Source organism: Streptomyces sp. NPDC047081 (assembly GCF_040643775.1).
In the GTDB taxonomy this organism is placed as follows: Bacteria; Actinomycetota; Actinomycetes; order Streptomycetales; family Streptomycetaceae; genus Streptomyces.
Window position 1 is genome coordinate 125,771 of record NZ_JBEYUY010000025.1, and the last position, 21,928, is coordinate 147,698.

Genomic DNA, 21,928 nt, shown 5'->3' on the forward strand with positions numbered 1-21,928 from the left:
TGGGGGCGCGGCGAGACGCTCCATGTCCGTCGGTCTCCGATTCCTGTCCGTGCGTCTTGCGTCCCGCCCCACCGGCTACCGTTCGGACATGGACGTACTCAGCGATGCCGTGAGCGCGATGCGTACCGGGCGGCCGCACTCCTCGCTGCGGGACAAGTACGCGCCGTGGGGCATGCGGTTCGAGGCCGCGGAGGGGGCCGGGTTCCATGTGGTGCTGCAGGGATCGGCGTGGCTGATCCCGGCGGAGGGCGAGCCGGTCGCCGTCGGGCCGGGTGACGTGGCGTTCCTGGCGCACGGGCGCGGGCACGCGCTGGCCAGCGGGCTGGACGTACCGCTGGATCTCGTACGGCCCGGCGAGAACGGCCGCTGGCCCGGGCCGCCTTCCCCGCCGAGGGACTCGACGCCGGACGCGGTCATGCTGTGCGGCGCGTACCAGATGGACCACAGCCGTGCCCACCGGCTGCTGACCGAGCTGCCGGAGGTGGTGCATCTGCCCGCCCGGGTCGGCGCGGACCGTTCGCTGCGGGCTGCCGTGGAACTGCTCGGCATGGAGATGGAGGAGCGGCGGCCCGGCTCCGACGCCATCGTCACCTCGCTCCTCGACACCCTGCTGCTGTACATCCTGCGTGCCTGGTGGCAGCGGGAGCGCCGGGGCACCGGCTGGTCGGCCGCGCTCGCCGACCCGGCCGTGGCGGCGGCCCTGCGTGCGATCCACGGCGACCCGGCCCGCCCCTGGACGGTCGAGGAACTCGGCGCCGAGGGCGGCCTGTCCCGCGCCGCCTTCGCCCGCCGCTTCACCACGCTGGTCGGCGAACCACCGCTCGCGTACCTCACCTGGTGGCGCATGACGACGGCGGGCCGACTGCTCCGCGAGGAGGACCTCCCCCTCCGCCACATAGCCCAACGCACCGGCTACACCTCGGAGTTCGCCTTCGCCAAGGCCTTCAAGAGGGAGTACGGGGTGGCACCGGGACAGTATCGGAGGCGGGCTTCCTAGGACTCCTCCAGGGCTCCGGACTGCTGAAGGAGCCAGCCGATGCGGAGTTCCTCCGCTGCCGGGCGGAACACCCTTGTGAGTTCGGCGCGTTCGGGGTCGTTCTCGGGGAGGTTGTCGGCGAGGAGGGCCTGCGCGGCGATGGCCTGGGGGCGGGCGCCGAGCGCGGCGCGGAGGTGGAGCGAGCGGCGGAGCATCGCGAGCCGTTCGGCGGGCTCCTTGTGCGGTGCGAGGTGGCGGATGATGTACGACTCGAAGTAGCCGTCGCCGGTTCTCGTCGCGATCTCCAGAGCCGTCTCATAGCGCGGGAGGGCGCCGGCCGGGTTCTCGTCGATGTTGTCCAGGAGTACGGCCCAGTGGTACTCGGCCCAGCCGCGCATCGTCTCGTCGCCGCTCCTCGCCGCCGCCCGGTAGCCGGCCTCGGCCGCCGCACGGTCGTCGGCGCGTGTCCCGCGGCCGAACAGCAGGCGGCTGTAGGCCAGTCGTCCGGTGAGCAGCTGTGCCGTCGGCGACGCGGGATCGAGCGCCGCGACCGCCTTCTCGGCCTCCTCGTGCCCCTCGATCCGGAAGAACCAGCGCTCTACGGCGATCTCCGCGTACAACTCGGGCTCGGCCTCCGGGTCCAGGGCGGTGAGCGCCGCGTCCCACTCCCCGAGCAGCAGCAGACGGCGGGCGATGTAGGTGTCATCGGCTATCATGGCGCCTACATTAGGAAGCGGCGATGTAGGTGGTCAAGTGCAGTACGGTGACTACATTGGGAACGTGACCCGGCTGGCCGTCGAGCTGGCCAACACCGGGACCCTCGACGAACGGGGCGAACTGGTCGGCGCGTTCTTCGCGGAGCACGAGGTCACGCCGGCGCCCGGCGGCGACTACGGCGAGCTGCCCGGCCTCGTGCGCACGGCGTTGGCCCAGGCGGTCGACGGCGCGGCCCCCGACGCCGTACACCGGCTGCTGCGCGACTATCCGCCGGAGATGCACCTGTCCGACCACGACGGCGGCTGGCACATCCACTTCAGCCGCAACGGCACCCCGGCCCGACGCTGGGCCGGCCAGCTGATCGCCGCCCAGCTCGCCCTGGTCGCGGCCGGGGACCCGGCGGTGACGCTGGGGCGATGCGCCGCGGCCGGGTGCGGAAACTACTTCGTGGACCAGTCCCGCAACCGAACCCGCCGCTTCTGCTCCAACGCCTGCGCGAGCCGCACGACGGTGGCGGCGCATCGGGCCCGGGCGGCGAAGAACGCCTAGCCAGGCCTGCTGTGGGTTCTCCCTAACCCGCGAAGGGGTCCTCCAGCTCCGCCCGCAGCACCTCCGCCGCCCGCTCCGCGTCCCCCGCCGCGACCGCCCGCACCAGCGCCTCGTGTGCCTCGTCGCCGGTGTTCGGGTCGTGGTCGCGCAGGTCGGTCAGGGCCAGGAGTTCGACCAGGCCCTCCCGCAGCACCGGCGTGAACTGCGCGAACAGATCGGCGAGTACGGGGTTGTGCGCGGCGGCGACCACGGCCGCGTGGAAGGCGATGTCGGCGTCGACGAACGCCACGTCGTCCGCGTCCGCGGCGGCACGCCGGCCGGCCAGCGCGGACTCGATGGCCGCGATGTCGTCCGGGGTACGACGGCGTGCGGCGAGGCGCGCGGCCTGGACCTCCACGGCCATGCGGACCTCGTAGACGTCCGTCACCGCGGCCCGGCGCAGCCTGGCCGGCCAGTCCTCGACCGGCTCGGTCGCGGTGACGAAGACGCCGGCGCCCTGCCGGGGCCGGACCAGCCCCGCCCCCGCCAGCGCCCGCAGCGCCTCGCGGACCGTGGAGCGGCCCACGCCGAGTTCCTTCGCCAGGGTCGTCTCGCCGGGCAGCCGGGTGCCGACCGGCCAGTGACCGTCGGCGATGTACGCGCGCAGCCGTTCCGCGGCCTGTTCGACCAGGGGGCTCGGGCGGACGGGACCGAGCGGCATCGCTTCACCCGCCTTTCTCACTCGTACGACCTCACTTGCCTCACCTCACTCACCTGATCTCACTTGTCTGAGGAGCTGAGGTGTGGATAGCGTACCGCCATGACGTTCCGCGGTCTTCTTCTCGGCTGCCGCGGCGGGGCCTGACGCGACCGGCACCCCGCCGCGGGTCACCGTGCTGCCGGTCACCGTCCGACCGAGCCGGAAGGCAGCAGCAGACGATGAGCACGACGACCGCCCACTGGAACCCGCAGCGGCCCAGCCCGATGCCGTACCACCGCTACCGCCCCTACCAGGACCGGGTGAACGTCCCGGCCGGGGACCGGAGTTGGCCCGCCGCCCGTATCGACCGCGCCCCGCTCTGGGTCCCCGTCGACCTGCGCGACGGCAACCAGGCCCTCGCCGAACCGATGGACACGCCCCGCAAGCGCCGCTTCTTCGACCTGCTGACCGGCATGGGCTTCAAGGAGATCGAGGCCGGCTACCCCTCGGCGAGCCGCACGGACTTCGACTTCGTACGGCACCTGGTGACGTCCGGCGCCGTACCAGAAGACGTCACGCCGGTCGTGTTCACCCCGGCCCGGCCGGAGCTGATCGACCGGACCTTCGAGTCGATCGCCGGGCTGGAGCGCGCGGTCGTGCACCTGTACATCGCGACCTCGCCGGTGTGGCGGGAGGTCGTACTGGGCCGGGATCGGGAGGCCGTCCGGAGGACCGTGCACGAGGCCGCCGAGCGGATGGCTCGCCTGGCCGGTGACTCCCCAGGCATCCGCTTCCAGTTCTCCCCGGAGACCTTCAACCTCACCGAACCCGACTTCGCTCTCGAACTGTGCGACGGGCTCACGGAGTTGTGGGACGCGAGCCCCGACCGCCCGGTGACGCACAACCTCCCCGCCACGGTCGAGATCGCCACCCCGAACGTGTACGCCGACCAGATCGAGTACATGCACCGGCACCTCTCCCGGCGCGACTCGGTCGTCCTCTCCGTCCACCCGCACAACGACCGCGGCACGGGCGTGGCCTGCGCCGAACTCGCCGTGCTGGCCGGTGCCCAGCGTGTGGAGGGCTGTCTCTTCGGCAACGGGGAGCGCACCGGCAACGTCGACCTGGTGACCCTGGCGCTCAACCTGTACGCCCAAGGGGTCGACCCCATGGTCGACTTCAGCGGGATCGACGCGGTGCGCGAGACCGTCGAGCACTGCAACCGCCTGCCCGTGCACCCGCGCCACCCCTACGCGGGCGACCTCGTGTACACGGCCTTCTCGGGCACCCACCAGGACGCGATCGACAAGGGCTTCACCGAACACGCCTGCCGGGCGAAGGAGTTGGGGATGTCGGAGGCGGAGGCGCCGTGGTCGGTGCCGTATCTGCCGATCGACCCGGCGGACGTCGGCCGCTCCTACGAGGCGGTCATCCGCGTCAACTCCCAGTCGGGCAAGGGCGGAACGGCGTATCTGCTGCGCACCCACCACGGCATCGACCTGCCGCCCCGGATGCGGCCGGACTTCTCGCGGGTGGTCCAGGAGGCGACGGAAGAGAGCGGGCGGGAGGTGACGCCGAAGGAGCTGTACGAGCTGTTCCGGGAGACGTATCTGGCGGACGAAGGGCCGGTGGAGCCGGGCGAGTTCGAGATCCTGGAGCTCGTGGAGGACCCGGCCGCCGCGTTCGCCGAGGTCCGGGTGGACGGGGTCACGGCCTGGGGTGCGGGCTTGGGACCGTCGGCCTCCGCGCAGGCCGTACGGTCCGCCGCGAACCGGGCGGCGGTGCGATGACGGACGTACTGCGCGCCCAGGACGTCCATGTCGTCCGCGACGGCCGGCCGATCCTCCAGGAGGTGTCGCTGACCGTCCGGGCCGGTGAGCACTGGGCGTTGCTCGGCGCCAACGGCGCGGGCAAGTCCACGCTGCTCAGCCTGCTGGGCGCCCGCGTCCACCCCTCCCGGGGCTGGGTGGAGGTGCTCGGGCGTCGCCTCGGCCGGGTGGACGTACGGGAGTTGAGGTCGTACGTCGGTCATGTCGACCCGCGCCATCCGCTGACCGAGCCGCTGCGAGTGCGGGACGTCGTGCTGACCGGGCTGACCAACTCCGTTGCTCCGCTTCCCCGTTGGCGGCCGACCGCCGAACAGGAGGAGCGCGCCGAGCAGTTGATCACCACGCTCGGGCTCGCCGAGCGCCGCGAGTCCCGCTGGCCCACGCTCTCCCAGGGCCAGCGCGGCCGGACCCTGATCGCCCGCGCTCTGATGCCTCGGCCCCGGCTGCTCCTGCTCGACGAACCGGCGACCGGACTGGACCTCCCCGGCCGCGAGCAGCTGATCGCCGCGCTGGACGAACTGCGCGCGGCGCATCCGGCCCTGGCGACGGTCCTGGTCACCCACCACCTGGAGGAGCTGCCGCCCGGCACCACCCACGCCCTGCTCCTGCGCGACGGCCGTGTCCTCGCGCAGGGCCCGGCCGCCGAGGTCCTCACCGGCGACCAGGTCGGCAAGTGCTTCGACCTGCCGCTGAGCCTGACGCGGCACGACGGGCGCTGGAGCGTGCGGATCGCCCGGCGGGCGTGAGGAAGCGGACATGACGAAGGGGGGCGCCCCGAGCGGGCGCCCCCCTTTCCGCGCAGGTCACTTGTTCAGGTAGGCCCAGAACTCGTCGAACGACAGGACCTTGTCGCCGTTCAGGTCGCGGGTCTTGATGATCACCTCGGCGACCGACTCGGTCACGTTCCAGTCGCCCCCCTGGGCGAGGGCGGTCTTGAACTCGGCGGCCGTGATGAAGCCGTCACCGTCGGTGTCGATCCGCTGGAATTCCTTGCGCGCTGCCTCGATGTCGGCCACCGATCCGCCCCTTTTCTCCATGACTGCGAGTCTTGCTGTGTTGCTGACGCAGGTCAGATTAGCTGGCGAGGCGCGCCTCCAGCGCGGCGCCCACCCACGCGAACTCCTCCGCGAAGGTCTTCACGGGCGTTCCCTTGAGCGTCCCCAGCAGTTCGCGGTAGCGCGCGAGGCGGGGGTTGTGGGTCGCGTTGATGCGTTCGAGGATCGCGGCGCGGTCGGTGTCGCCGAACAGCTCCCGCAGCACCTGCTCCGCCTCCGGGGCCGCCGGCTCGATCCCCTGCTCCCGCGCCTTCCCCACCTGCTCGACCAGCCGCCTGGCGAACCACCGGGACGCCCCGGCGGGGGTGTCGGGCCCCCGGTCGGCGTGGTTGAGCTCCGCCGCCCTGCGCATCTGCGCCCGGAACTCCGGGTCCTGCACCAGCTCGGCCAGCTCCACCCAGGCGTCCACCTGCTCGGGCGTCGGGTCGTCCGGCAGGTTCACGGCGGTGTCGCGCATCCGCTCACGGATGTCCGGATCCGCGAGGTCCAGCCCGTGGAACATCTCCTCCACGAACTCCTCCATGATCCGCCTGCGTTCGGCCGCAGACAGCCGCGCCAGTTTGTTCATCAGGGTCATCTCCTCCGCACTCGATCCGCGTCGCGCCACCGTCGACAGCACCGCCCGGGTCACCTTCAGCGAGCGGATCCGCGCGTCCAGCGCCACCACATGCGCCGCCGCGACCTCCGCCACGGTCCGCTCGCCGTCCAGCACCTTGCGCACGTCCGCCAGGCCGAGGCCCAGCTCGCGCAGGGTGCGGATCAGCTCCAGGCGGGCGGCGGACTCGGCGTCGTAGAGCCGGTAACCGCCCGTGGAGCGGCCGACGGGAGTGAGCACGCCCTCGTCGGACCAGTAGCGGATGGTGCGCACGGTCAGTCCTGTCGACCTGGCCAGCTCGCCGATGGTGAAAAGTCCGGTGCCGTCGTCGATCATGTCTGCGAGTCTGGGCCTTCCAGTGGGTGGAGACTCAAGGAGCGCGGAGTTGGAGACTCTTCGGGACATTCTCGACGCGGCCGCGCGCGGTGTCTTCCCGCCCGCGGACGGCCGTACGACCGTCGTCCCGCAGGCCTGTGACCGGGACGCGGGCGTGCTCGCCTTCACCGCGCACGCCGTCGTCTTCACGGACGAGGACCCGGAGTGGGTACGGGAGACCCTGCACGCGACGGACTGCGATCCGCTCGCGGCACCCATGAACCCCCGTTTCCTGGCCGCCCTCCTCGACCGCACGGGCCGTACCGCCGAGACCGTCGACGCCATGCTGGTCGGCTCCCCGCTCCCGGGCGAACCGCCGCTCGCGCTCGCGGAGATCGAGGACGGGGAGCATCCGCGGATCGTCTACGCCCGCGGCCGGCGCGACGAGGTGCGCGCCTGGACGGCGGACGGCGGGGTGCTCGTGGTGGGGCGCGGGGTCGGCGGCCGGCCGGAGGTCTCGGTGGAGGTGGACGAGGGGGTACGGCACCGGGGGCTCGGGCGGCTGCTGGTGGCGGCGGCCCGGCATCTCGTCAACGAGCCGCTGTGGGCCCAGGTCTCCCCGGGGAACGCCCGCAGCATGCGGGCGTTCCAGGCGGCGGGGTACCAGCCCGTCGGCTCCGAGCTGCTGCTCAGTGCCAGGGCTCGTAGTACGGGTTGCTCTCGCAGTCGCTCATGATCTCGACCTTGGTCTTCTTGTCGACCGGGCAGACGCCGATGACGTACTGCCGGGCGATACCGCCGGGGAAGGCCACCTCGACCTGGTCGGCCCATTTGTGGGTGTCGCCGATGGTCTTGTTGACATCCACGCCGCCCGGGGCGTCGATGTAGTAGTTGAAGCCGGACTTGTACCAGGTCTTGTAGAGGTCGTGATCGTAGGTCGTGGACACGTACGGCGAGGGCTGGTTGACGAGGACGTACTGCTCCACGTCGTACTGGCCGTTGATGACGTCCTTGGGATAGAAGCCCTGCTCGAAGACGGTGGCCGGGCCCCGGCTGTCGCTGCGGTAGAGGGTGCCGCAGGTGGTGCGCCAGACCGGCTCGGGCGTGATGCGGTCGACGTCGACCCGGCGGTCGGCTGCCGCCTCGACGGGGTCGTCGAACTGGGGACAGGCGGGGGCCGCGGCCTTGGCCGGGGCGACCGTGGCGAAGACGGCCGCGAGGGACAGGGCGACGGCAGCGACCCGCCGCCGCAGGGGAGTTGTGATCATGAGAGGCACGATTCCGGTTCCGGTCCCGCGCCCCGGGGATCGTCACCCGTACGACGGCGTGTCCAACTGGCGTGCTGTCAGCGGAAGATGCCGGTGTGGCCGAGGGAATAGCGGCCCGGCTGCGGGTAGACCGCGAGGCCGTGCGGGCCGCTGCCCACCTTGATGCGGGCCAGCTGCTTTCCGGAGCGGGTGTCGATGGCGTACACCTCGGAGTTGTAACGGCCGGACAGCCACAGGACCTTGCCGTCGGCCGAGACGCCGCCCATGTCGGGGCTGCCGCCGTCCGGCAGGTGCCACTTCCTGGTGACCTTGTTCTGCGCGAAGTCGAAGACGGAGACGGTGCCCTCGCCGCGGTTGGAGACGTACATCTCGCGCGAGTCGCGGCTGACGTAGAGGCCGTGGCAGCCCTTGCCGGTGGGCAGGAAGGCCGGCTTGGTGAACCTGTCGCCGTCGAGGATCCACATCCCGTCGGCCATCATGTCGGCGACGTAGAACCTCTTCCCGTCCGGCGACACCTTCACGTCCTGCGGCATCGCGCCGTGGAACGGCAGCTTCTGCTGCCCGATCACCTTCATCCTCTCCGTGTCGACCTTCAGCAGCTCGCCGCTGAACTCGCAGGAGACGATGAAGTACCGGCCGTCGAGGGAGAAGTCGGCGTGGTTGACGCCGTAACAGCTGACCGGGACGGTCTTCTCGCGCTTCATGGTGTGCGCGTCGCGGAAGACGAGTTCGCGGTCGAGCGAGGCCATGACGATCGCATACTTGCCGTTCGGCGTGAAGTAGAGGTTGTACGGGTCGTGCACGTCGACCGGCTCTCCGGCCCTGCCGGTCTTCGGGTCGATCGGGGTGAGGGTGTTGCCGCGGTCGTTGTTGACCCAGAGCGTCTTCATGTCCCAGGAGGGGACGACGTGCTGGGGCTGCTCGCCGACCGGGATGGTCTCGATGACCTCGTACGTCTTCGGGTCGATGACCGAGACGGTGTTGGAGTTGGTGTTGGGGACGTAGACCCGGGACGGGAAGTCCCGTACGGCCGGGGCGAGTTGGTTCGGCCGGTCGGCGGCGTACACGTCCTTCGGGTCGAGCACCGGCGGCATGCCGGGCAGCCCCTGGACGGCCACCGCCTTCTTCTTGACCGGGGCGAGGGCGGCCTTGCTGCCGAGCGCCTCGTCCGTGCGGTGGCTCGATCCCGAGCCGCAGCCGGCCAGGGCGGCGAGGACGGCGGTCGCGAGCAGGGCGTGTGCGATTCGGGTGCGCTGCATCAGCTGAACAACTCCGTGGTGGTCACCGCGGACAGGCCGCGACGGGCGAGTTCTTCCAGTACGGCGGGGAGCGCCAGGGCGGTGTCCGGATACCCGAAGTGCAGGCTCACCACGGAGCCCGCGCGGGCCTCGGCGAGGACCTTGCGGGTGATGGCGGCGGCGCCGGGCCGGGTGTAGTCGAGGGAGTCGACGTCGTAGGAGAGGACGTGCGGGTAGCCGGCGGCCTGGGCCAGGCGGGCGACGAGCGGGGAGGCCCGCGGGGCGCGGGAGGGCCGGAACCAGGTGCCGATCGAGCCGGTGAGCCGCTTCAGGCGGTCGGCGCAGGCGGTGATCTCGGTGCGGGCGTCGGCCTCGGTCATGGTGTTGATCGCGAGATGGCGGTGGGTGTGGTTGCCGAGGTCGTGACCGCCGTCGAGGATGCGGCGGGCCAGGTCGGGGTGCTCGTCGAGCCAGCTGCCGACGGCCAGCACGGTGACGTGGGCCCCGTGCCGCTCGGCCTCGGTGAGGATGCGGCGGGCGAGGGCGGGGTCGCCCTGGCCGTGGAAGGTGAGGGCGAGGCGGGGGTGGGTGCGGGGGCCGTGGGTGAGCTGGGCGGGTCGGCCGGGGAGGCGGCGGGGGGCCGCGGCGGAGGTGGCGGGGGCGTGCGTGGTCGGGTGCGCGGAGGGGGCGGAGTGGGCGGCGACGGCACCGTGCGTACCGCATCCCGCGGTGAGGGCGCCGGTGGCGAGCAGCCCGGCACCGGTGCGCAGGGCCGTGCGACGGTCGGTCGGGGTCACCCGCACCATTTAAGGGGCGGATGGTAAGAAAAAGGGCGATTGCCCCCATTGGGGGACACTGTTCGGGTCGCGGTCGACCGACCCGCCGGCCGCTACCGGTCGGCGACCCGCATCTCGAACCACGTCGTCTTGCCCCGCGGCAGCAGGTCCACGCCCCAGCGGTCGGACAGCTTGTCGACGAGGAAGAGCCCCCGTCCGCTGATGTCCGTCTCCTGAACCGGCATCAGACACGGCAGCCCGCGGGACGGATCGCGGACCTCGATGCGGATCCAGCCCCGGCGGCGGCGCATGCGGAGGCCGAAGACACGGGCACCGGTGTGCCGTACGGCGTTGCCGACCAGTTCGGACACGAGCAGGACCGCGTCCTCGGTCATCTTGGGCGTCAGCCCCCAGTGCCGCAGTACGACGACCTGGGTGAGGCGGCGGGCGGTGGCCGCGGACTCGGGCCGGGACGGCAGCGGGACCTCGGCCTCCGTGGGGTTGCCGAACAACTCCAGTGCCTTGAGCGCTCGTTCGTCCTCCACCGCAGGCGACCAGCGCGCCGCGGTCGCACGGCCCTGTCCCCGCGGCTGTTCGATGCCCTCCAGCCCCGCCATGCCCCCATCATGGCCGCACCGGGCGCCCTCCGGGGCCGTTCCGGAGGAATACGCCCCCCGGAATCCACCACTCCGGATGGGCCGGTTGGCATATGACAGAGGCAGTTCGGAGGCCTCGACAGCCTGCCTGACCTGCGGCGACGACTCCCCTGGAGGCAATCGACGGACCCCCTCGACAAGACAGACTTAAGGTTGCCTTAAGGCTCCCATAAACCGCCCCATCGAGGGACCCGGATCAGACATCGCGTCAATTGCAAGTGGTTCGGGGGTACTTAGAGGAACTTCGCCTTGCCGGGACCTTCCTCCACGAAGCTGCGCATACCGCGCTCGCGGTCCTCCGTCGCGAACAGGCCCGCGAACCAGTTCCGTTCGACGGCGAGGCCCGTCTCGATGTCCGTCTCCAGACCGGTGTCGACGGCCTCCTTCGCGGCCCGCAGCGCGATCGCCGGGCCCTGCGCCAGCTTCGCCGCCCACTCGTGCGCGGCGGAGTACACCTCGGCGGCCGGGACGACCCGGTCCACGAGGCCCAGCGCCAGCGCCTCGTCCGCCTTGACCATACGGCCGGTGAAGATCAGGTCCTTGGCCTTCGACGGGCCGACCAGGCGGGCCAGGCGCTGGGTGCCGCCGGCGCCCGGGATCAGGCCGAGCAGGATCTCCGGCTGGCCGAGCTTCGCGTTGTCCGCGGCGATCCGGTAGTCCGCGCACAGCGCCAACTCGCAGCCGCCGCCGAGGGCGTAGCCGGTGACCGCCGCGACCACCGGCTTGGGGATACGGGCCACCGCCGTGAACGAGTCCTGCAGGGCACGGGCGCGCAGGACCATCGCGGTGTGGTCCATCGCCTGCATCTCCTTGATGTCCGCGCCGGCCGCGAACACCTTCTCCCCGCCGTACACGATCACGGCGCGCACGTCCTCGCGCCGGGTCGCCTCCTCGGCCAGTTCCTTGAGCCGGTCCTGGGTGGCGACGTCCAGGGCGTTCATGGGCGGACGGTCGAGCCGGATGGTGCCGACGCCTTCGGCGACTTCGAGATTCACGGTCATGCGAGCAGGTTAACGGGGACTAACGGTCACGGCCCCGGTGCAGTAGCTCACACCGGGGCCGCGACCGTCGTAGGGCCTGCGCGGGTTTACGACTTCCACTTCTCCCAGGACATGTTCCAGCCGTTGAGGCCGTTGGCCGGGTCGACCGTCGCGTCGTCGGAGTTCTTCACGACCACCACGTCACCGAGGATCGAGTGGCTGAAGAACCAGGCCGCCGGTGTGGTGCTGTCGTAGCCGCCGCGGACGTCCCGCAGGCCGATGCAGCCGTGGCTGGCGTTGTAGTTGCCGAAGGCGCTGCCGCCCCAGTAGTTGCCGTGGGCGAAGGTGCCCGAGTCGGTGAGGCGGATGGCGTGCGGCACGTCCTTGATGTCGTACTCGCTGCCGTAGCCCACCGTCTCGCTGTTCATGCGGGTCTCGGTGAGCTTCTGGCTCATGACCATCTGGCCGTTCCAGGTGTCGTAGCCGGGCTTGCCGGTGGTGACCGGGATGGTCTTGATGGTCTTGCCGTCCTGGGTGACCTTCATCGTGTGCTTCTTGGCGTCGACGTAGGAGACCTGGTTGCGGCCGATGGTGAACTTCACCGTCTTGGCCTGCGAGCCGTAGACGCCCTGGCGGCCCTCGACACCGTTCAGGTCGAGCTTGACGGTGACCTTGGTGCCGGACTTCCAGTACTGCTCGGGGCGGAAGTCGAGACGGTCGTTGCCGAACCAGTGGCCCTCGACGTCGACGGCCGGCTCGGTCGTGATGCTGATGGCCTTCTCGACGTCCTCGGGGTGGGTGATGCCCCGGGTGAAGCGGATGGAGAACGGCATGCCGACGCCGACCGTGGAGCCGTCCTCGGGGGTGAAGTAGCCGACGAAGGTGTTCTTCGGGGTCAGCGTGGTGAAGCTGGAGTCCTCGGCGGCCTGGCGACCTTCGGAGTCCTTGGCGACCGCGTGCACCGTGTACTTGGTGGACGCGGACAGGTGCGTGTCCGGCGTCCAGCTCGTGCCGTCGGCGGCGATCTTGCCGGCCACCGCGCCGCCCTTGGCGTCCTTGACCTCGACCTGGGTCAGCTTGCCCTTGCTGGCCGTGACCTTGAGCGCTCCGCTGGTGTCGACGGACTGCGCACCGTCCTTGGGGGCGATGGCGACGACGGCCACGGACTGCTTGCTCTGCGCCGTGTCCGAATCCTTGCCCTTGCCGTCCCCGGAACCCGAGCCGGATCCGGACCCCGAGCCGCCGCCTCCGCACGCGGTGACCGCGAGCAGCAGGACGCCGAGAATCAGCGCCAACAGCCCCTTGCGGCCCCGCTTGTGTGCGTCAACCGACGCCCCCGATATCGGCCTGACGTTCAAGTCGTACTCCCCTCCCGGGCCTGGTCGGGCCCCACCCCCGCGCAGCTCAAGCGCGCTTGGCGCATATTAACCGCAGGGTTTTGAGATTCGTGTCAGACGAATGTCACCGTTCGGTCGCAACATCAACTGCCCGCTTTCCACTCGTTCCACCCCATGTTCCATCCCCCGAGGCCGTTGTCGGGAGCGACCTTTTTGTCATTGCTGTGGACGACCTCGACGACGTCCCCGATCAGACTGCGGTCGAAGAACCAGCCCGCGGGGGTGTCGGAGCCGCCGCCCTTGACGTCCCTGAGGCCCACGCAGCCGTGGCTGACGTTGACGTGGCCGGGGGCGGTCGGCGCCCAGTAGTTGCCGTGCAGGAAGGTCCCGGAGTCGGTCAGGCGCATGGCGTGCGGGACGTCGGGGATGTCGTACTCGCCGCCGAAGCCGACCGTGCGGCTGTTCATGCGGGTGACCTCGAGCATCTCCATCACCACCATCTTCCCGTTGTAGGTGGTGTGTTTCGGCGCCCCGGCCGTGATCGGCACAGTGGCCAGCAGGTCGCCGTCGCGGCGGACCTCCATGGTGTGCGCGGCCGCGTCGACGAGGGAGACCTGGCTGCGGCCGACGGTGAAGGAGAACGTCTTGTACTGGAGGCCGTAGACGCCGGGGGCGCCCTCCACGTCCCGCAGCTTCAGCGCGACCGTGACCTGGGTGCCGGGCTTCCAGTAGTGCTCGGGGCGGAAGTCGAGGCGGGCCTTGCCGAACCAGTGCGGGCGGATCTCCACGGCCGGCTTCGCGGTGACGTGGACGGCGCGTTCGACGGCGGCGCGGTTCTCGATCTCGCGGTTGAACTCCAGGGAGACGATCATGCCGGTGCCCACCGTGGAGCGGTTCTCGGGGGTGACGTATCCGATGAAGCGCTCGTCGGGGACTTCCGTGGTGAAGGTGGTGTGCCGGGCCGACCGGCGGCCGTGTCCGTCGAGGGCGACCGCGTCGACGGTGTACTTGGCTGCGAGGGCGAGCCTGCTGTCGTCGGGTTCCCAGCGCAGGCCGTCGTCGGAGATGTGCCCGGGCACGTCGGACTCCTGCGCGTCCTGGGACTTCACCACCTTCACGGACTCCAGGCGCCCGCTGGGCACCCGTACGACCAGCCGCTGGTCGGGCTTGATGCCCTTGCCGCCGTCGTCCGGGGAGACCCGGATCACGTCCTCGGGCGCCGGGGCCTTGCCCAGCACCTCGTCGATCCCTCCCGAGCCGCCCGAAGTACAGCCGGCCAGCAGCCCCGCCCACGTCAGTACGGCGGCCAGCCCGGCCCCCACGCGCCAAGCGCGCCCATGTCCATGCGTCACGACGTACCCAACGACGGGGCCCGCCCCCGGGAAACGTGAGGCCGAACCCTGAGCGCCTCGCCACACCCCCGCTTCCCTCGGGTCGTTTGGCCGAGCTCTGGGCAGAACAGTGGGGAGGACGACGCGCTGGAAAGCCGCGGCCGGGACGCCGTGCGCTCTTTTTCCAGCTCGTCCCGTGAGCCGTGGGAGGCCGACAGGTGTCCAGCGCAGCCGAGCAGGAGGCGGTGGCCGAGGAGGGTGTGCGCTCTGCCGCCGTGGTCAACGGCGTGCACCGCAGGCCACCCGGCGTGCCCGTACGGCCCGGTGCGCCGACGCCGCTGGGGGCCAGGTTCCGGGTCGGCCCGGACGGGGTCGCGGGCACCAACTTCGCGCTGTGGGCGGGCGGGGCGGAGGCCGTCGAGCTGTGCCTGTTCGACGAGCGCGGCAAGGAGACCCGGGCCCGGCTGACCGAGCTGACGCACGAGATCTGGCACGGCTTCGTCCCGGGCGTCATGCCCGGCCAGCGCTACGGCTACCGCGTGCACGGCCGCTGGGACCCGTGGACCGGCAGCCGCTGGAACCCGGCGAAGCTGCTGCTCGACCCGTACGCCCGCGCGGTGGACGGTGACTTCAGCCTGCCGCCCGAGGTGTACGGGCACGTCCGCGACTGGCCGCAGCAGCAGGTCGCCGACACCGTCCGCGACGACCGCGACTCGGCTCCGTACGTCCCCAAGGGCGTGGTCGTCCACGATGACGACGACTGGGCGGACGACCGCCGCCCGAAGACCCCGTGGGCGGACTCGGTCATCTACGAGCTGCACGTCAAGGGCTTCACCGCGCTGCACCCGGGGATCCCGGAGGAACTCCGCGGCACGTACGCGGGGTTGGCGCACCCCGCGGCGATCCAGCACCTCCTCGACCTGGGCGTGACGGCCGTCGAGCTGCTCCCCGTCCACCAGTACGCGCACGAGGACCACCTGCTGCGCCGCGGCCTGAAGAACTACTGGGGCTACAACTCCATCGGCTACTTCGCCCCGCACGCCGCGTACGCCGCATCCGGTACGACGGGACAGCAGGTCGGCGAGTTCAAGCGCATGGTCCGCGCGCTGCACGCGGCCGGCATCGAGGTCATCCTCGACGTGGTCTACAACCACACGGCCGAGGCGAACGAACTGGGCCCGACGCTCTCCCTCAAGGGCATCGACAACCGCGGCTACTACCGCCTCCAGTCGGACGCCCGCAGGTACGCCGACTACACGGGCTGCGGCAACACCCTGCACGTCGTACAGCCCCATGTCCTGCGCCTGATCACCGACTCGCTGCGCTACTGGGTGACGGAGATGGGCGTCGACGGCTTCCGCTTCGACCTCGCGGCGGCGCTGGCCCGCTCGATGCACGACGTCGACATGCTCTCGCCGTTCCTCGCGGTCATCGCGCAGGACCCGGTACTGCGGCGGGTGAAGCTGATCGCCGAGCCGTGGGACGTGGGGTCGGGCGGCTACCAGGTGGGCGCCTTCCCACCCCTGTGGACGGAGTGGAACGACCGCTACCGCAACGCCGTTCGGGACTTCTGGCGGGGCGCGCTGCCGGACGTACGCGACCTGGGCTACCGCCTCTCCGGCTCCAGCGACCTGTACGCCTGGGGCGGCCGGCGCCCCTACGCCTCCGTCAACTTCATCACCGCGCACGACGGCTTCACCCTGCGCGACCTGGTGTCGTACGAGAGGAAGCACAACGAGGCCAACGGCGAGGGCAACCGGGACGGCACGGACGACAACCGCTCGTGGAACTGCGGGACGGAGGGCGAGACGGAGGAGGAGCGGGTACGGGCGCTGCGGCGGCGCCAGTTGCGCAACCTGCTCACCACGCTGCTGCTGTCGACGGGGGTGCCGATGCTGGTCGCCGGCGACGAGCTGGGCCGCACGCAGCGCGGCAACAACAACGCGTACTGCCAGGACAACGAGATCAGCTGGCTGGACTGGAGCCTGCTCGAACAGCCGGGCTGGAAGGCCCTGTTCGACCTCACCTCCCGCCTGATCGAGCTGCGCCACCGGCACCCGGTGCTGCGCCGCCGCGCCTTCTTCTCGGGCCGGGCACACTCCGCGGACGGCCTGCGGGACCTGGCCTGGTTCACGGCACGCGGCAGCGAGATGACGGAACGCGACTGGTACGCCCCCGCCGCCACCCTCGGCATGTACCTCTCCGGCAAGGACATCCCCGGCCGCGACGAACACGGCGACCCCATCCTCGACGACAGCTTCCTCGCCCTCCTGCACGCCGGGGACCGCCCCGAGAGCTTCGTCCTGCCGGGCCCGCCGTGGGCGGAGGGTTACGAGGTCGTCGTGGACACCTCCCGGGAGGCCCAGGGCGAGGAACCGGGCGTGGTCCACCGGGCGGGGACGGCGATCACGGTGCCGGCGCGGGCGGTGCTGTTGTTGCGGGTCCATGAACTCCCGGCCTGATCCCTGGCCATTACACCGACCCGCTGATCACACTCGTTCGCATGCCTCAGATCTCCCGCCGTGCCTTCGGTGGTCTCGTCGGCGGCGGTGCGGTGACGGCCGTCGCCGGTACGGCCACTGCCGCGCAGGCCGCCGAAAGCGCCGAGCGCCCGTTCGCCGCCCGCCCCGGCTCCGGGTCCGGCAAGCGGCCCAACTTCCTGGTCATCCTCGGTGACGACCTCGGCTGGGCCGATCTGTCGTCCTACGGGGCGCCGCACATCAAGACGCCGAACCTGGACCGGCTGGCCCGGCAGGGGGTGCGGTTCACCGACGCGTACTCGGGGTCGGCGACCTGCTCGCCGACGCGGTTCAGCCTGTACACCGGGCGGTATCCGGGCCGGACGCCGGGCGGGCTGGCCGAGCCGATCGCGAACAGGACGCAGGGACTCGACCCGAACCACCCCACCCTCGCCTCGCTGCTGAAGAAGGTGGGGTACTCGACCGCGCTCATCGGCAAGTGGCACTGCGGCTGGCTCCCCGACTACAGCCCCACCAAGTCCGGCTGGGACGAGTTCTTCGGCAACCACGGGGGTGTGCTGGAGTACTTCTCCAAGCTGGGGCAGCTGGGCGACTACGACCTGTACGAGGGCGACGCCGAGTACAAGGACCTGCGGTACTACACCCAGGTGCTGACCGAGCGGGCCGTGGAGTACGTGAGCCGCGAGCACGGCTCGCCCTGGCTGCTGAACCTCAACTTCACCACCCCGCACTGGCCTTGGCTCGCCGAGGGCGACGAGGAGACCGGCGCCGAGATCGCCGCGAAGATCCGGGCCGCGAAGACGCAGGCCGACATCAGCAACGCGCTCAACCACTACGACGGCGGTTCCGTCGCCAAGTACACCGAGATGGTGGAGAGCCTCGACGCGGCGGTCGGCGAGGTGCTCGCCGCGCTGCGCCGGTCCGGGCAGGAGGAGAACACCCTCGTCGTGTTCGCCAGCGACAACGGCGGGGAGCGCTGGTCGTACCTGTGGCCGCTGAGCGGCGAGAAGTTCGTGCTGCAGGAGGGCGGCATCCGGGTGCCGACGATCGTGCGCTGGCCGGCCCGGATCGACGGCCACCAGGTCAGCCACGAGCCCCTGTTCACCCCGGACTGGACGGCGACCCTGCTGGAGGTGGCGGGTGCCCGCCCCGACCCGGCGTACCCCCTGGACGGCACCAGCCTCGCGGGCTATCTGCTGCGGGGCGAACAGCTCCCGGAGCGCGACCTGTTCTGGCGGGTGCGGGCCAACCGGGCGCTGCGGCGCGGCAGTTGGAAGTACTACCAGGATTCGGCAGGCAAGGACCATCTCTACGACCTCGGCGCGGACCTGCGCGAACAGGCCGATCTCGCCCCGGACGAGCCGGAGTTGCTGGCCGAGCTGAAGGCCGCCTGGGAGAAGACGGCCGCCACGCTCCTGCCGTACCCGAGCTAGCCGAGGATCCCCCGCTGGTACGCCGTGGCGACCGCCGCCGCGCGGTCGCTGACGCCCAACTTGGCGTACAGGTGGGTGAGATGGGTCTTCACGGTCGCCTCGCTGATGAACAGCTCGCGGGCGATCTCCCGGTTGGACGTGCCCTTGGCGACCAGGGCCAGCACCTCGCGCTCGCGCGTGGACAGCGGCTCGTTGCCGGGGGCGCGGACCGCGGAGACCAGGCGGGAGGCGACCGCCGGGGACAGCACCGTACGGCCGTCGGCCGCCGCGCGGACCGCCGTGAACAGCTCGTCGCGCGGGGCGTCCTTCAGCAGATAGCCGGTCGCGCCCGCCTCGATCGCGGGCAGCGTGTCGGAGTCGGTGTCGTACGTCGTCAGGACGAGCACCTTCGCGCGGGCGGAGCGCCGGGTCAGCTCGCGGATGGCGTCCACTCCCCCGCCGCCCGGCATGCGCAGGTCCATGAGGATCACATCGGGGTCGAGTTCGGCGGCCCGGGCGACGGCCTCGACGCCGTTCGACGCCTCGCCGAGGACGGTGAAGCCGGGCGCGGACTCGAACATGCCGCGCAGGCCGTCGCGTACGACGGGATGGTCGTCGACGATGAGCAGGGAGATCGTCTTCTGGTACGGCGAGTCACTGGTCATGGCGGACCAACGGTACGCGAGCCGACAGGGCCGTGCCGTGACCCGGCTCGGACTCCACGGTGAACGTTCCGGCGATGCGCTCGGCTCGCGCGCGCATGCCGTCGAGGCCGAAGCCGCCTGAGCGGGAGCGGGCCGGGAGGGCCAGGGGAGCGAAGCCGGCGCCGTCGTCGCGGATGTCGAGGATGACCTCGTCGCCCAGGTAGGACAGGGTGACGCCGACGCGGGTGGGACGGGCGTGGCGGGCGGCGTTGGAGAGGGCCTCCTGGACGATGCGCAGGAGGGTCGCCGAGACCTCCTCGTGGAGCTGCTCGGTGGTGCCGGTGACGGTGAACTCGGCGCGTACGCCGGTCCGTTCGCCCCATTCGGCGACCGTCTTCTTCAGGGCCTCGGGCAGTCCGTCGTTCTCCAGGGCGACCGGCGCGAGGTTGTGCACGGAGCGGCGGGCCTCGCCCAGGCTGTGCCGGGCGAGGTCCATGGCGCGGCCCATGTGCTCGCGGGCCTGCTCCCGGTCGGGCGTGTTCGCGACGACCTGGAGCTGGGCGATGATGCCGGTCAGGCCCTGGGCGATCGTGTCGTGGATCTCGGCGGCGAGGCGCCGACGCTCGTCGGCGACCCCGGCCTCCCTCGCCTGGACGAGGAGTTGGGCGTGCAGGGCGGCGTTCTCGTCGAGGGCCTGCTGCAGGGCGGCGTTGGTGCGTTCGAGTTCCGCGATCGTCTCCTTGCGCTCGTGGGAGCGCTGGGTCTCCTGTGTGGTGAGGTGGGCGACCACCATCTGGAGGCCGGAGTTGAAGGCGAGGAGCGCGGCGAACACCACCCACTGGAGCCCGCTGGTGAACGGCATCCCGCCGGTCTGCGCCGCGGCCACCGTGATCGCGCTCGCGAACAGGCCGAGCCGCTGCCACCTGCTGCCCGGGATCGTCTCGTCGGCGTCCATGTAGCCGCTGGCGGCGTAGAACGCGAAGAACGGGTTCAGCCAGGTGAGCGCGAAGGCGATGGCCCACCGGACGACGTAGTACGCCGTCCCGGCCCGGGACGGCGTCCGACCCCGGTCGGGCCGGCGGACCCGGTAGCCGTGCCACAGCAGTTGGAGTGCGACCGCGGCACCGACCAGGGCCCAGCCCGTGTACCACTTGGCCGGGTGGGCCTCGGGGTCGGCCATGGCGAGCGCGGGACCGAGACCGGTGCCGAGCAGCACGTACGGCCCCCAGGTGTGGAACTGCTCCCAGCGCCGCTCGATCTGTGTGTCCACCGCGGTCATGTCCCCAGTCTGCACGACGGGCCGCCTACTCCCAGCGGAACCAGCGGCCGGCCGCACCGGTCAGCAGCAGGATCCACACCACCAGCACCCCCAGGTGGGACCAGCCCGGCCAGTGCCCGGCCGCCGCCCTGTTGAGCGCCTCGGCCGCCGCGCCGAAGGGCGTGTACCCGACGATCCGGCCCATCAGGTGCGGCATGGACTGCACCGGCAGCCACACGCCCGCGCAGAACATCGACGGGAAGAACACCGCGGACCCGATCGCGCCCGCGATCTTCGTCGTACGGGACAGGGCCGACACCACCGATCCGAGAGCGAGGGCGACCAGGACGGCGAGGACGAGCGCGAGGCCGTATCCGAAGGGCTGCCCGGGCAGTCGTACGTCGAAGGCGAGCCGCCCGACGGCGAGCGCGAGCAGGGCCGACGCCAGGGCCGAGCCGCCGTACACCGCCATCTGCGCGGAGAGCAGGGCGCGCGGGCGGACCGGGGTGGTGGCCATGCGGCGCAGGATGCCGCGCTCGCGGTAGCCGGTGAGGGTCTGCGGCATCGACTGCAGACCGCCGACGATCATGCCGAGCAGTACGGCGACCGGGACGTAGACGTCGATGGTGCGCAGCCCGCCGAGGTCGGCCTGGTGCTCCCGGAAGCCCGGGATGGAGCCGAGGATCACCAGGAGCAGGGTCGGGAAGAGCAGGATCCAGAAGATGGCGCCGGGTTCGCGGCGGAAGAGGCGGACCTCGGTCCGCAGTACGGCGGTGCTCATGACACTGCCTCCTTGGTGAGGTCCAGGAACGCGTCGTCGAGGGTGGCGTCCACGACCCGCAGCTGGTGGGCGGTGACGCGGTGGCGGGCGAGCAGGGTGATGACGGCGTTGACCGTCGCGTCGGTGCCGGAGAGCGTGACGCGGCCGTCCTTGTGCTCGACCGAGGCGAGGTCGGGCAGCGCGTTCAGGTCACGGTCGTCCAGCGGCGCGGACGGCGTGAAGCTGATGACGGTCGCGCCCGCCGAACGCCGGATCAGCCCGGCCGGGGTGTCCAGCGCGGCCACCCGCCCCTTGTCGATCACGGCGATCCGGTCGCACAACCGCTGCGCCTCCTCCATGAAGTGGGTGACCAGCAGAACCGTCACACCACCCGCCCGCACGTCCTCGATGAGCTCCCAGGCGTCCCGGCGGGCCCGCGGGTCGAGGCCGGTGGTGAGCTCGTCGAGGACGACGACCCGGGGGTTGCCGATCAACGCCAGCGCGATGAAAAGGCGCTGCTTCTGACCGCCGGAGAGCTTGCCGAACCGGGTGGTCAGCTTGGCCGTGAGGCCCAGGCGCTCGGCGAGCGGCGCCCAGTCGAGCGGACTCGGATAGAAGGAGGCGTACATCTCCAGCGCCTCCCGGACGGTGAGCTTGGGCTGCAGCTCGCTCTCCTGGAGCTGGGCGCCCAGCACGCGGGCCACGCGCGCGTGGTCGGCCACGGGGTCGAGGCCGGTGACGCGCACCCGGCCGCCGTCGGGGACCCTGAGCCCCTCGACGCACTCGACGGTGGTGGTCTTGCCGGCGCCGTTCGGCCCGAGGATCCCGAAGATCTCCCCCTCCTCCACGCCGAAGGAGACACCGTCGACGACGGCCCGGCCGCCGTAGGACTTGCGCAGTTCGGTGACTTCGATGACAGGCATGGCATCAGAGTCCCGAGAAGCAGCGCACCGCCACATCGCCCGTCGCGCTCGAGACGGCATCAACCGATCGGTTGATGCGGGCGTACGACCCCTCGAACGCGCAGGTCGTAGGTCCGACGGCCGATGCGGGTCCGGCCAAAACTCGCTGGG

22 protein-coding genes are annotated in these 21,928 nt (G+C 71.3%); 7 read left to right on the plus strand and 15 right to left on the minus strand.

Annotated elements, in window-relative coordinates:
• The first annotated feature begins 88 nt into the window (after positions 1–88).
• A complete protein-coding gene (locus ABZ848_RS36385) occupies positions 89–997 on the plus strand; it encodes an AraC family transcriptional regulator (protein WP_360838881.1) in 909 nt (302 codons plus the stop codon).
• Here the strand turns inward: ABZ848_RS36385 and ABZ848_RS36390 are convergent.
• A complete protein-coding gene (locus ABZ848_RS36390; RefSeq protein WP_360838883.1) occupies positions 994–1,692 on the minus strand; it encodes a hypothetical protein in 699 nt (232 codons plus the stop codon). The two genes, ABZ848_RS36385 and ABZ848_RS36390, sit on opposite strands and share 4 nt — an antisense overlap.
• Positions 1,693–1,756: 64 nt before the next feature.
• Between ABZ848_RS36390 and ABZ848_RS36395 the strand changes: the two genes are divergently transcribed.
• A complete protein-coding gene (locus ABZ848_RS36395) occupies positions 1,757–2,242 on the plus strand; it encodes a CGNR zinc finger domain-containing protein (RefSeq protein WP_360838885.1) in 486 nt (161 codons plus the stop codon).
• A 22-nt stretch (positions 2,243–2,264) separates the two neighbouring features.
• Here ABZ848_RS36395 and ABZ848_RS36400 read toward each other — a convergent pair whose 3' ends face one another.
• Positions 2,265–2,942, minus strand: a complete 678-nt coding sequence (locus ABZ848_RS36400) for an FCD domain-containing protein (protein ID WP_360838887.1) — start codon at positions 2,940–2,942, stop codon at positions 2,265–2,267.
• 218 nt (positions 2,943–3,160) lie between these two features.
• Here ABZ848_RS36400 and ABZ848_RS36405 point away from each other — a divergent pair, with 218 nt between their 5' ends.
• Positions 3,161–4,711 carry a 2-isopropylmalate synthase gene (locus tag ABZ848_RS36405; protein WP_360838889.1) on the plus strand — a complete coding sequence of 517 codons (1,551 nt, stop codon included), beginning with the start codon at positions 3,161–3,163 and terminating at the stop codon, positions 4,709–4,711.
• A complete protein-coding gene (locus tag ABZ848_RS36410; protein WP_360838891.1) occupies positions 4,708–5,496 on the plus strand; it encodes an ATP-binding cassette domain-containing protein in 789 nt (262 codons plus the stop codon). The genes ABZ848_RS36405 and ABZ848_RS36410 overlap by 4 nt, the downstream gene beginning before the upstream one ends.
• Positions 5,497–5,553: 57 nt before the next feature.
• Here ABZ848_RS36410 and ABZ848_RS36415 read toward each other — a convergent pair whose 3' ends face one another.
• Positions 5,554–5,766, minus strand: a complete 213-nt coding sequence (locus ABZ848_RS36415) for an EF-hand domain-containing protein (RefSeq protein ID WP_058923062.1) — start codon at positions 5,764–5,766, stop codon at positions 5,554–5,556.
• Between the two features lie 58 nt (positions 5,767–5,824).
• Complete coding sequence (locus ABZ848_RS36420) at positions 5,825–6,736, minus strand: MerR family transcriptional regulator (RefSeq protein WP_360838892.1); 912 nt, start codon at positions 6,734–6,736, stop codon at positions 5,825–5,827.
• A 49-nt stretch (positions 6,737–6,785) separates the two neighbouring features.
• Between ABZ848_RS36420 and ABZ848_RS36425 the strand changes: the two genes are divergently transcribed.
• A complete protein-coding gene (locus tag ABZ848_RS36425; RefSeq protein WP_360838894.1) occupies positions 6,786–7,451 on the plus strand; it encodes a GNAT family N-acetyltransferase in 666 nt (221 codons plus the stop codon).
• Here ABZ848_RS36425 and ABZ848_RS36430 read toward each other — a convergent pair.
• The 7 genes from ABZ848_RS36430 to ABZ848_RS36460 all read right to left on the minus strand — a co-directional run bounded on the left by ABZ848_RS36430 (position 7,405) and on the right by ABZ848_RS36460 (position 14,322).
• Entirely contained in the window at positions 7,405–7,983 is a 579-nt protein-coding gene (locus tag ABZ848_RS36430) for an ADP-ribosyltransferase (protein WP_360838896.1), read from the minus strand. The genes ABZ848_RS36425 and ABZ848_RS36430 overlap by 47 nt on opposite strands.
• Before the next feature lie 77 nt (positions 7,984–8,060).
• Positions 8,061–9,242, minus strand: coding sequence for a YncE family protein (locus ABZ848_RS36435; RefSeq protein WP_360838898.1), 1,182 nt, complete (start codon positions 9,240–9,242; stop codon positions 8,061–8,063).
• Positions 9,242–10,027: a polysaccharide deacetylase family protein gene (locus tag ABZ848_RS36440; protein WP_360838900.1), complete on the minus strand. Its 786-nt coding sequence runs from the start codon at positions 10,025–10,027 to the stop codon at positions 9,242–9,244. Before ABZ848_RS36440 ends, ABZ848_RS36435 begins: the two co-directional genes overlap by 1 nt.
• 83 nt (positions 10,028–10,110) lie before the next feature.
• Positions 10,111–10,719: an ATP-binding protein gene (locus ABZ848_RS36445; protein WP_360838942.1), complete on the minus strand. Its 609-nt coding sequence runs from the start codon at positions 10,717–10,719 to the stop codon at positions 10,111–10,113.
• Positions 10,720–10,886: 167 nt separating this feature from the next.
• A complete protein-coding gene (locus ABZ848_RS36450; protein ID WP_360838901.1) occupies positions 10,887–11,654 on the minus strand; it encodes an enoyl-CoA hydratase-related protein in 768 nt (255 codons plus the stop codon).
• A gap of 86 nt (positions 11,655–11,740) precedes the next feature.
• Positions 11,741–12,991 (minus strand): Ig-like domain-containing protein, encoded by a 1,251-nt coding sequence (locus ABZ848_RS36455; protein WP_360838903.1) that lies wholly within the window; start codon positions 12,989–12,991, stop codon positions 11,741–11,743.
• Positions 12,992–13,113: 122 nt separating this feature from the next.
• Positions 13,114–14,322 carry an Ig-like domain-containing protein gene (locus ABZ848_RS36460; RefSeq protein WP_360838904.1) on the minus strand — a complete coding sequence of 403 codons (1,209 nt, stop codon included), beginning with the start codon at positions 14,320–14,322 and terminating at the stop codon, positions 13,114–13,116.
• Positions 14,323–14,519: 197 nt separating this feature from the next.
• On the opposite strand from ABZ848_RS36460, the gene glgX reads away from it, so the two are divergent.
• Both glgX and ABZ848_RS36470 read left to right on the plus strand, forming a co-directional pair.
• Positions 14,520–16,763: a glycogen debranching protein GlgX gene (gene glgX, locus ABZ848_RS36465; RefSeq protein WP_360838906.1), complete on the plus strand. Its 2,244-nt coding sequence runs from the start codon at positions 14,520–14,522 to the stop codon at positions 16,761–16,763.
• A 41-nt stretch (positions 16,764–16,804) separates the two neighbouring features.
• Positions 16,805–18,214 carry a sulfatase-like hydrolase/transferase gene (locus tag ABZ848_RS36470; RefSeq protein ID WP_360838908.1) on the plus strand — a complete coding sequence of 470 codons (1,410 nt, stop codon included), beginning with the start codon at positions 16,805–16,807 and terminating at the stop codon, positions 18,212–18,214.
• On the opposite strand, the gene ABZ848_RS36475 is transcribed toward ABZ848_RS36470, so the two are convergent.
• Genes ABZ848_RS36475 through ABZ848_RS36490 form a run of 4 tightly spaced genes read right to left on the minus strand, consistent with a single transcriptional unit; the run spans position 18,211 to position 21,778 of the window.
• Complete coding sequence (locus ABZ848_RS36475; RefSeq protein ID WP_360838910.1) at positions 18,211–18,858, minus strand: response regulator transcription factor; 648 nt, start codon at positions 18,856–18,858, stop codon at positions 18,211–18,213. The two genes, ABZ848_RS36470 and ABZ848_RS36475, sit on opposite strands and share 4 nt — an antisense overlap.
• Positions 18,848–20,116: a sensor histidine kinase gene (locus tag ABZ848_RS36480; protein WP_360838911.1), complete on the minus strand. Its 1,269-nt coding sequence runs from the start codon at positions 20,114–20,116 to the stop codon at positions 18,848–18,850. The genes ABZ848_RS36475 and ABZ848_RS36480 overlap by 11 nt, the downstream gene beginning before the upstream one ends.
• A gap of 25 nt (positions 20,117–20,141) precedes the next feature.
• Positions 20,142–20,876: an ABC transporter permease gene (locus ABZ848_RS36485; protein ID WP_360838912.1), complete on the minus strand. Its 735-nt coding sequence runs from the start codon at positions 20,874–20,876 to the stop codon at positions 20,142–20,144.
• On the minus strand, positions 20,873–21,778 hold the full coding sequence (locus tag ABZ848_RS36490) for an ABC transporter ATP-binding protein (protein ID WP_360838914.1): 906 nt from the start codon (positions 21,776–21,778) through the stop codon (positions 20,873–20,875). Before ABZ848_RS36490 ends, ABZ848_RS36485 begins: the two co-directional genes overlap by 4 nt.
• Positions 21,779–21,928: the final 150 nt, after the last annotated feature.

Coding starts and splice junctions, on each gene's coding strand:
- ABZ848_RS36400 (WP_360838887.1), bottom strand. CDS start 2,942: ATGCCGCTCGGTCCCGTCCGCCCGAGCCCCCTGGTCGAACAGGCCGCG.
- ABZ848_RS36390 (WP_360838883.1), bottom strand. CDS start 1,692: ATGATAGCCGATGACACCTACATCGCCCGCCGTCTGCTGCTGCTCGGG.
- ABZ848_RS36440 (WP_360838900.1), bottom strand. CDS start 10,027: ATGGTGCGGGTGACCCCGACCGACCGTCGCACGGCCCTGCGCACCGGT.
- ABZ848_RS36435 (WP_360838898.1), bottom strand. CDS start 9,242: ATGCAGCGCACCCGAATCGCACACGCCCTGCTCGCGACCGCCGTCCTC.
- ABZ848_RS36430 (WP_360838896.1), bottom strand. CDS start 7,983: ATGATCACAACTCCCCTGCGGCGGCGGGTCGCTGCCGTCGCCCTGTCC.
- ABZ848_RS36405 (WP_360838889.1), top strand. CDS start 3,161: ATGAGCACGACGACCGCCCACTGGAACCCGCAGCGGCCCAGCCCGATG.
- ABZ848_RS36385 (WP_360838881.1), top strand. CDS start 89: ATGGACGTACTCAGCGATGCCGTGAGCGCGATGCGTACCGGGCGGCCG.
- ABZ848_RS36410 (WP_360838891.1), top strand. CDS start 4,708: ATGACGGACGTACTGCGCGCCCAGGACGTCCATGTCGTCCGCGACGGC.
- ABZ848_RS36420 (WP_360838892.1), bottom strand. CDS start 6,736: ATGATCGACGACGGCACCGGACTTTTCACCATCGGCGAGCTGGCCAGG.
- ABZ848_RS36450 (WP_360838901.1), bottom strand. CDS start 11,654: ATGACCGTGAATCTCGAAGTCGCCGAAGGCGTCGGCACCATCCGGCTC.
- ABZ848_RS36490 (WP_360838914.1), bottom strand. CDS start 21,778: ATGCCTGTCATCGAAGTCACCGAACTGCGCAAGTCCTACGGCGGCCGG.
- ABZ848_RS36485 (WP_360838912.1), bottom strand. CDS start 20,876: ATGAGCACCGCCGTACTGCGGACCGAGGTCCGCCTCTTCCGCCGCGAA.
- ABZ848_RS36480 (WP_360838911.1), bottom strand. CDS start 20,116: ATGACCGCGGTGGACACACAGATCGAGCGGCGCTGGGAGCAGTTCCAC.
- ABZ848_RS36470 (WP_360838908.1), top strand. CDS start 16,805: ATGCCTCAGATCTCCCGCCGTGCCTTCGGTGGTCTCGTCGGCGGCGGT.
- ABZ848_RS36475 (WP_360838910.1), bottom strand. CDS start 18,858: ATGACCAGTGACTCGCCGTACCAGAAGACGATCTCCCTGCTCATCGTC.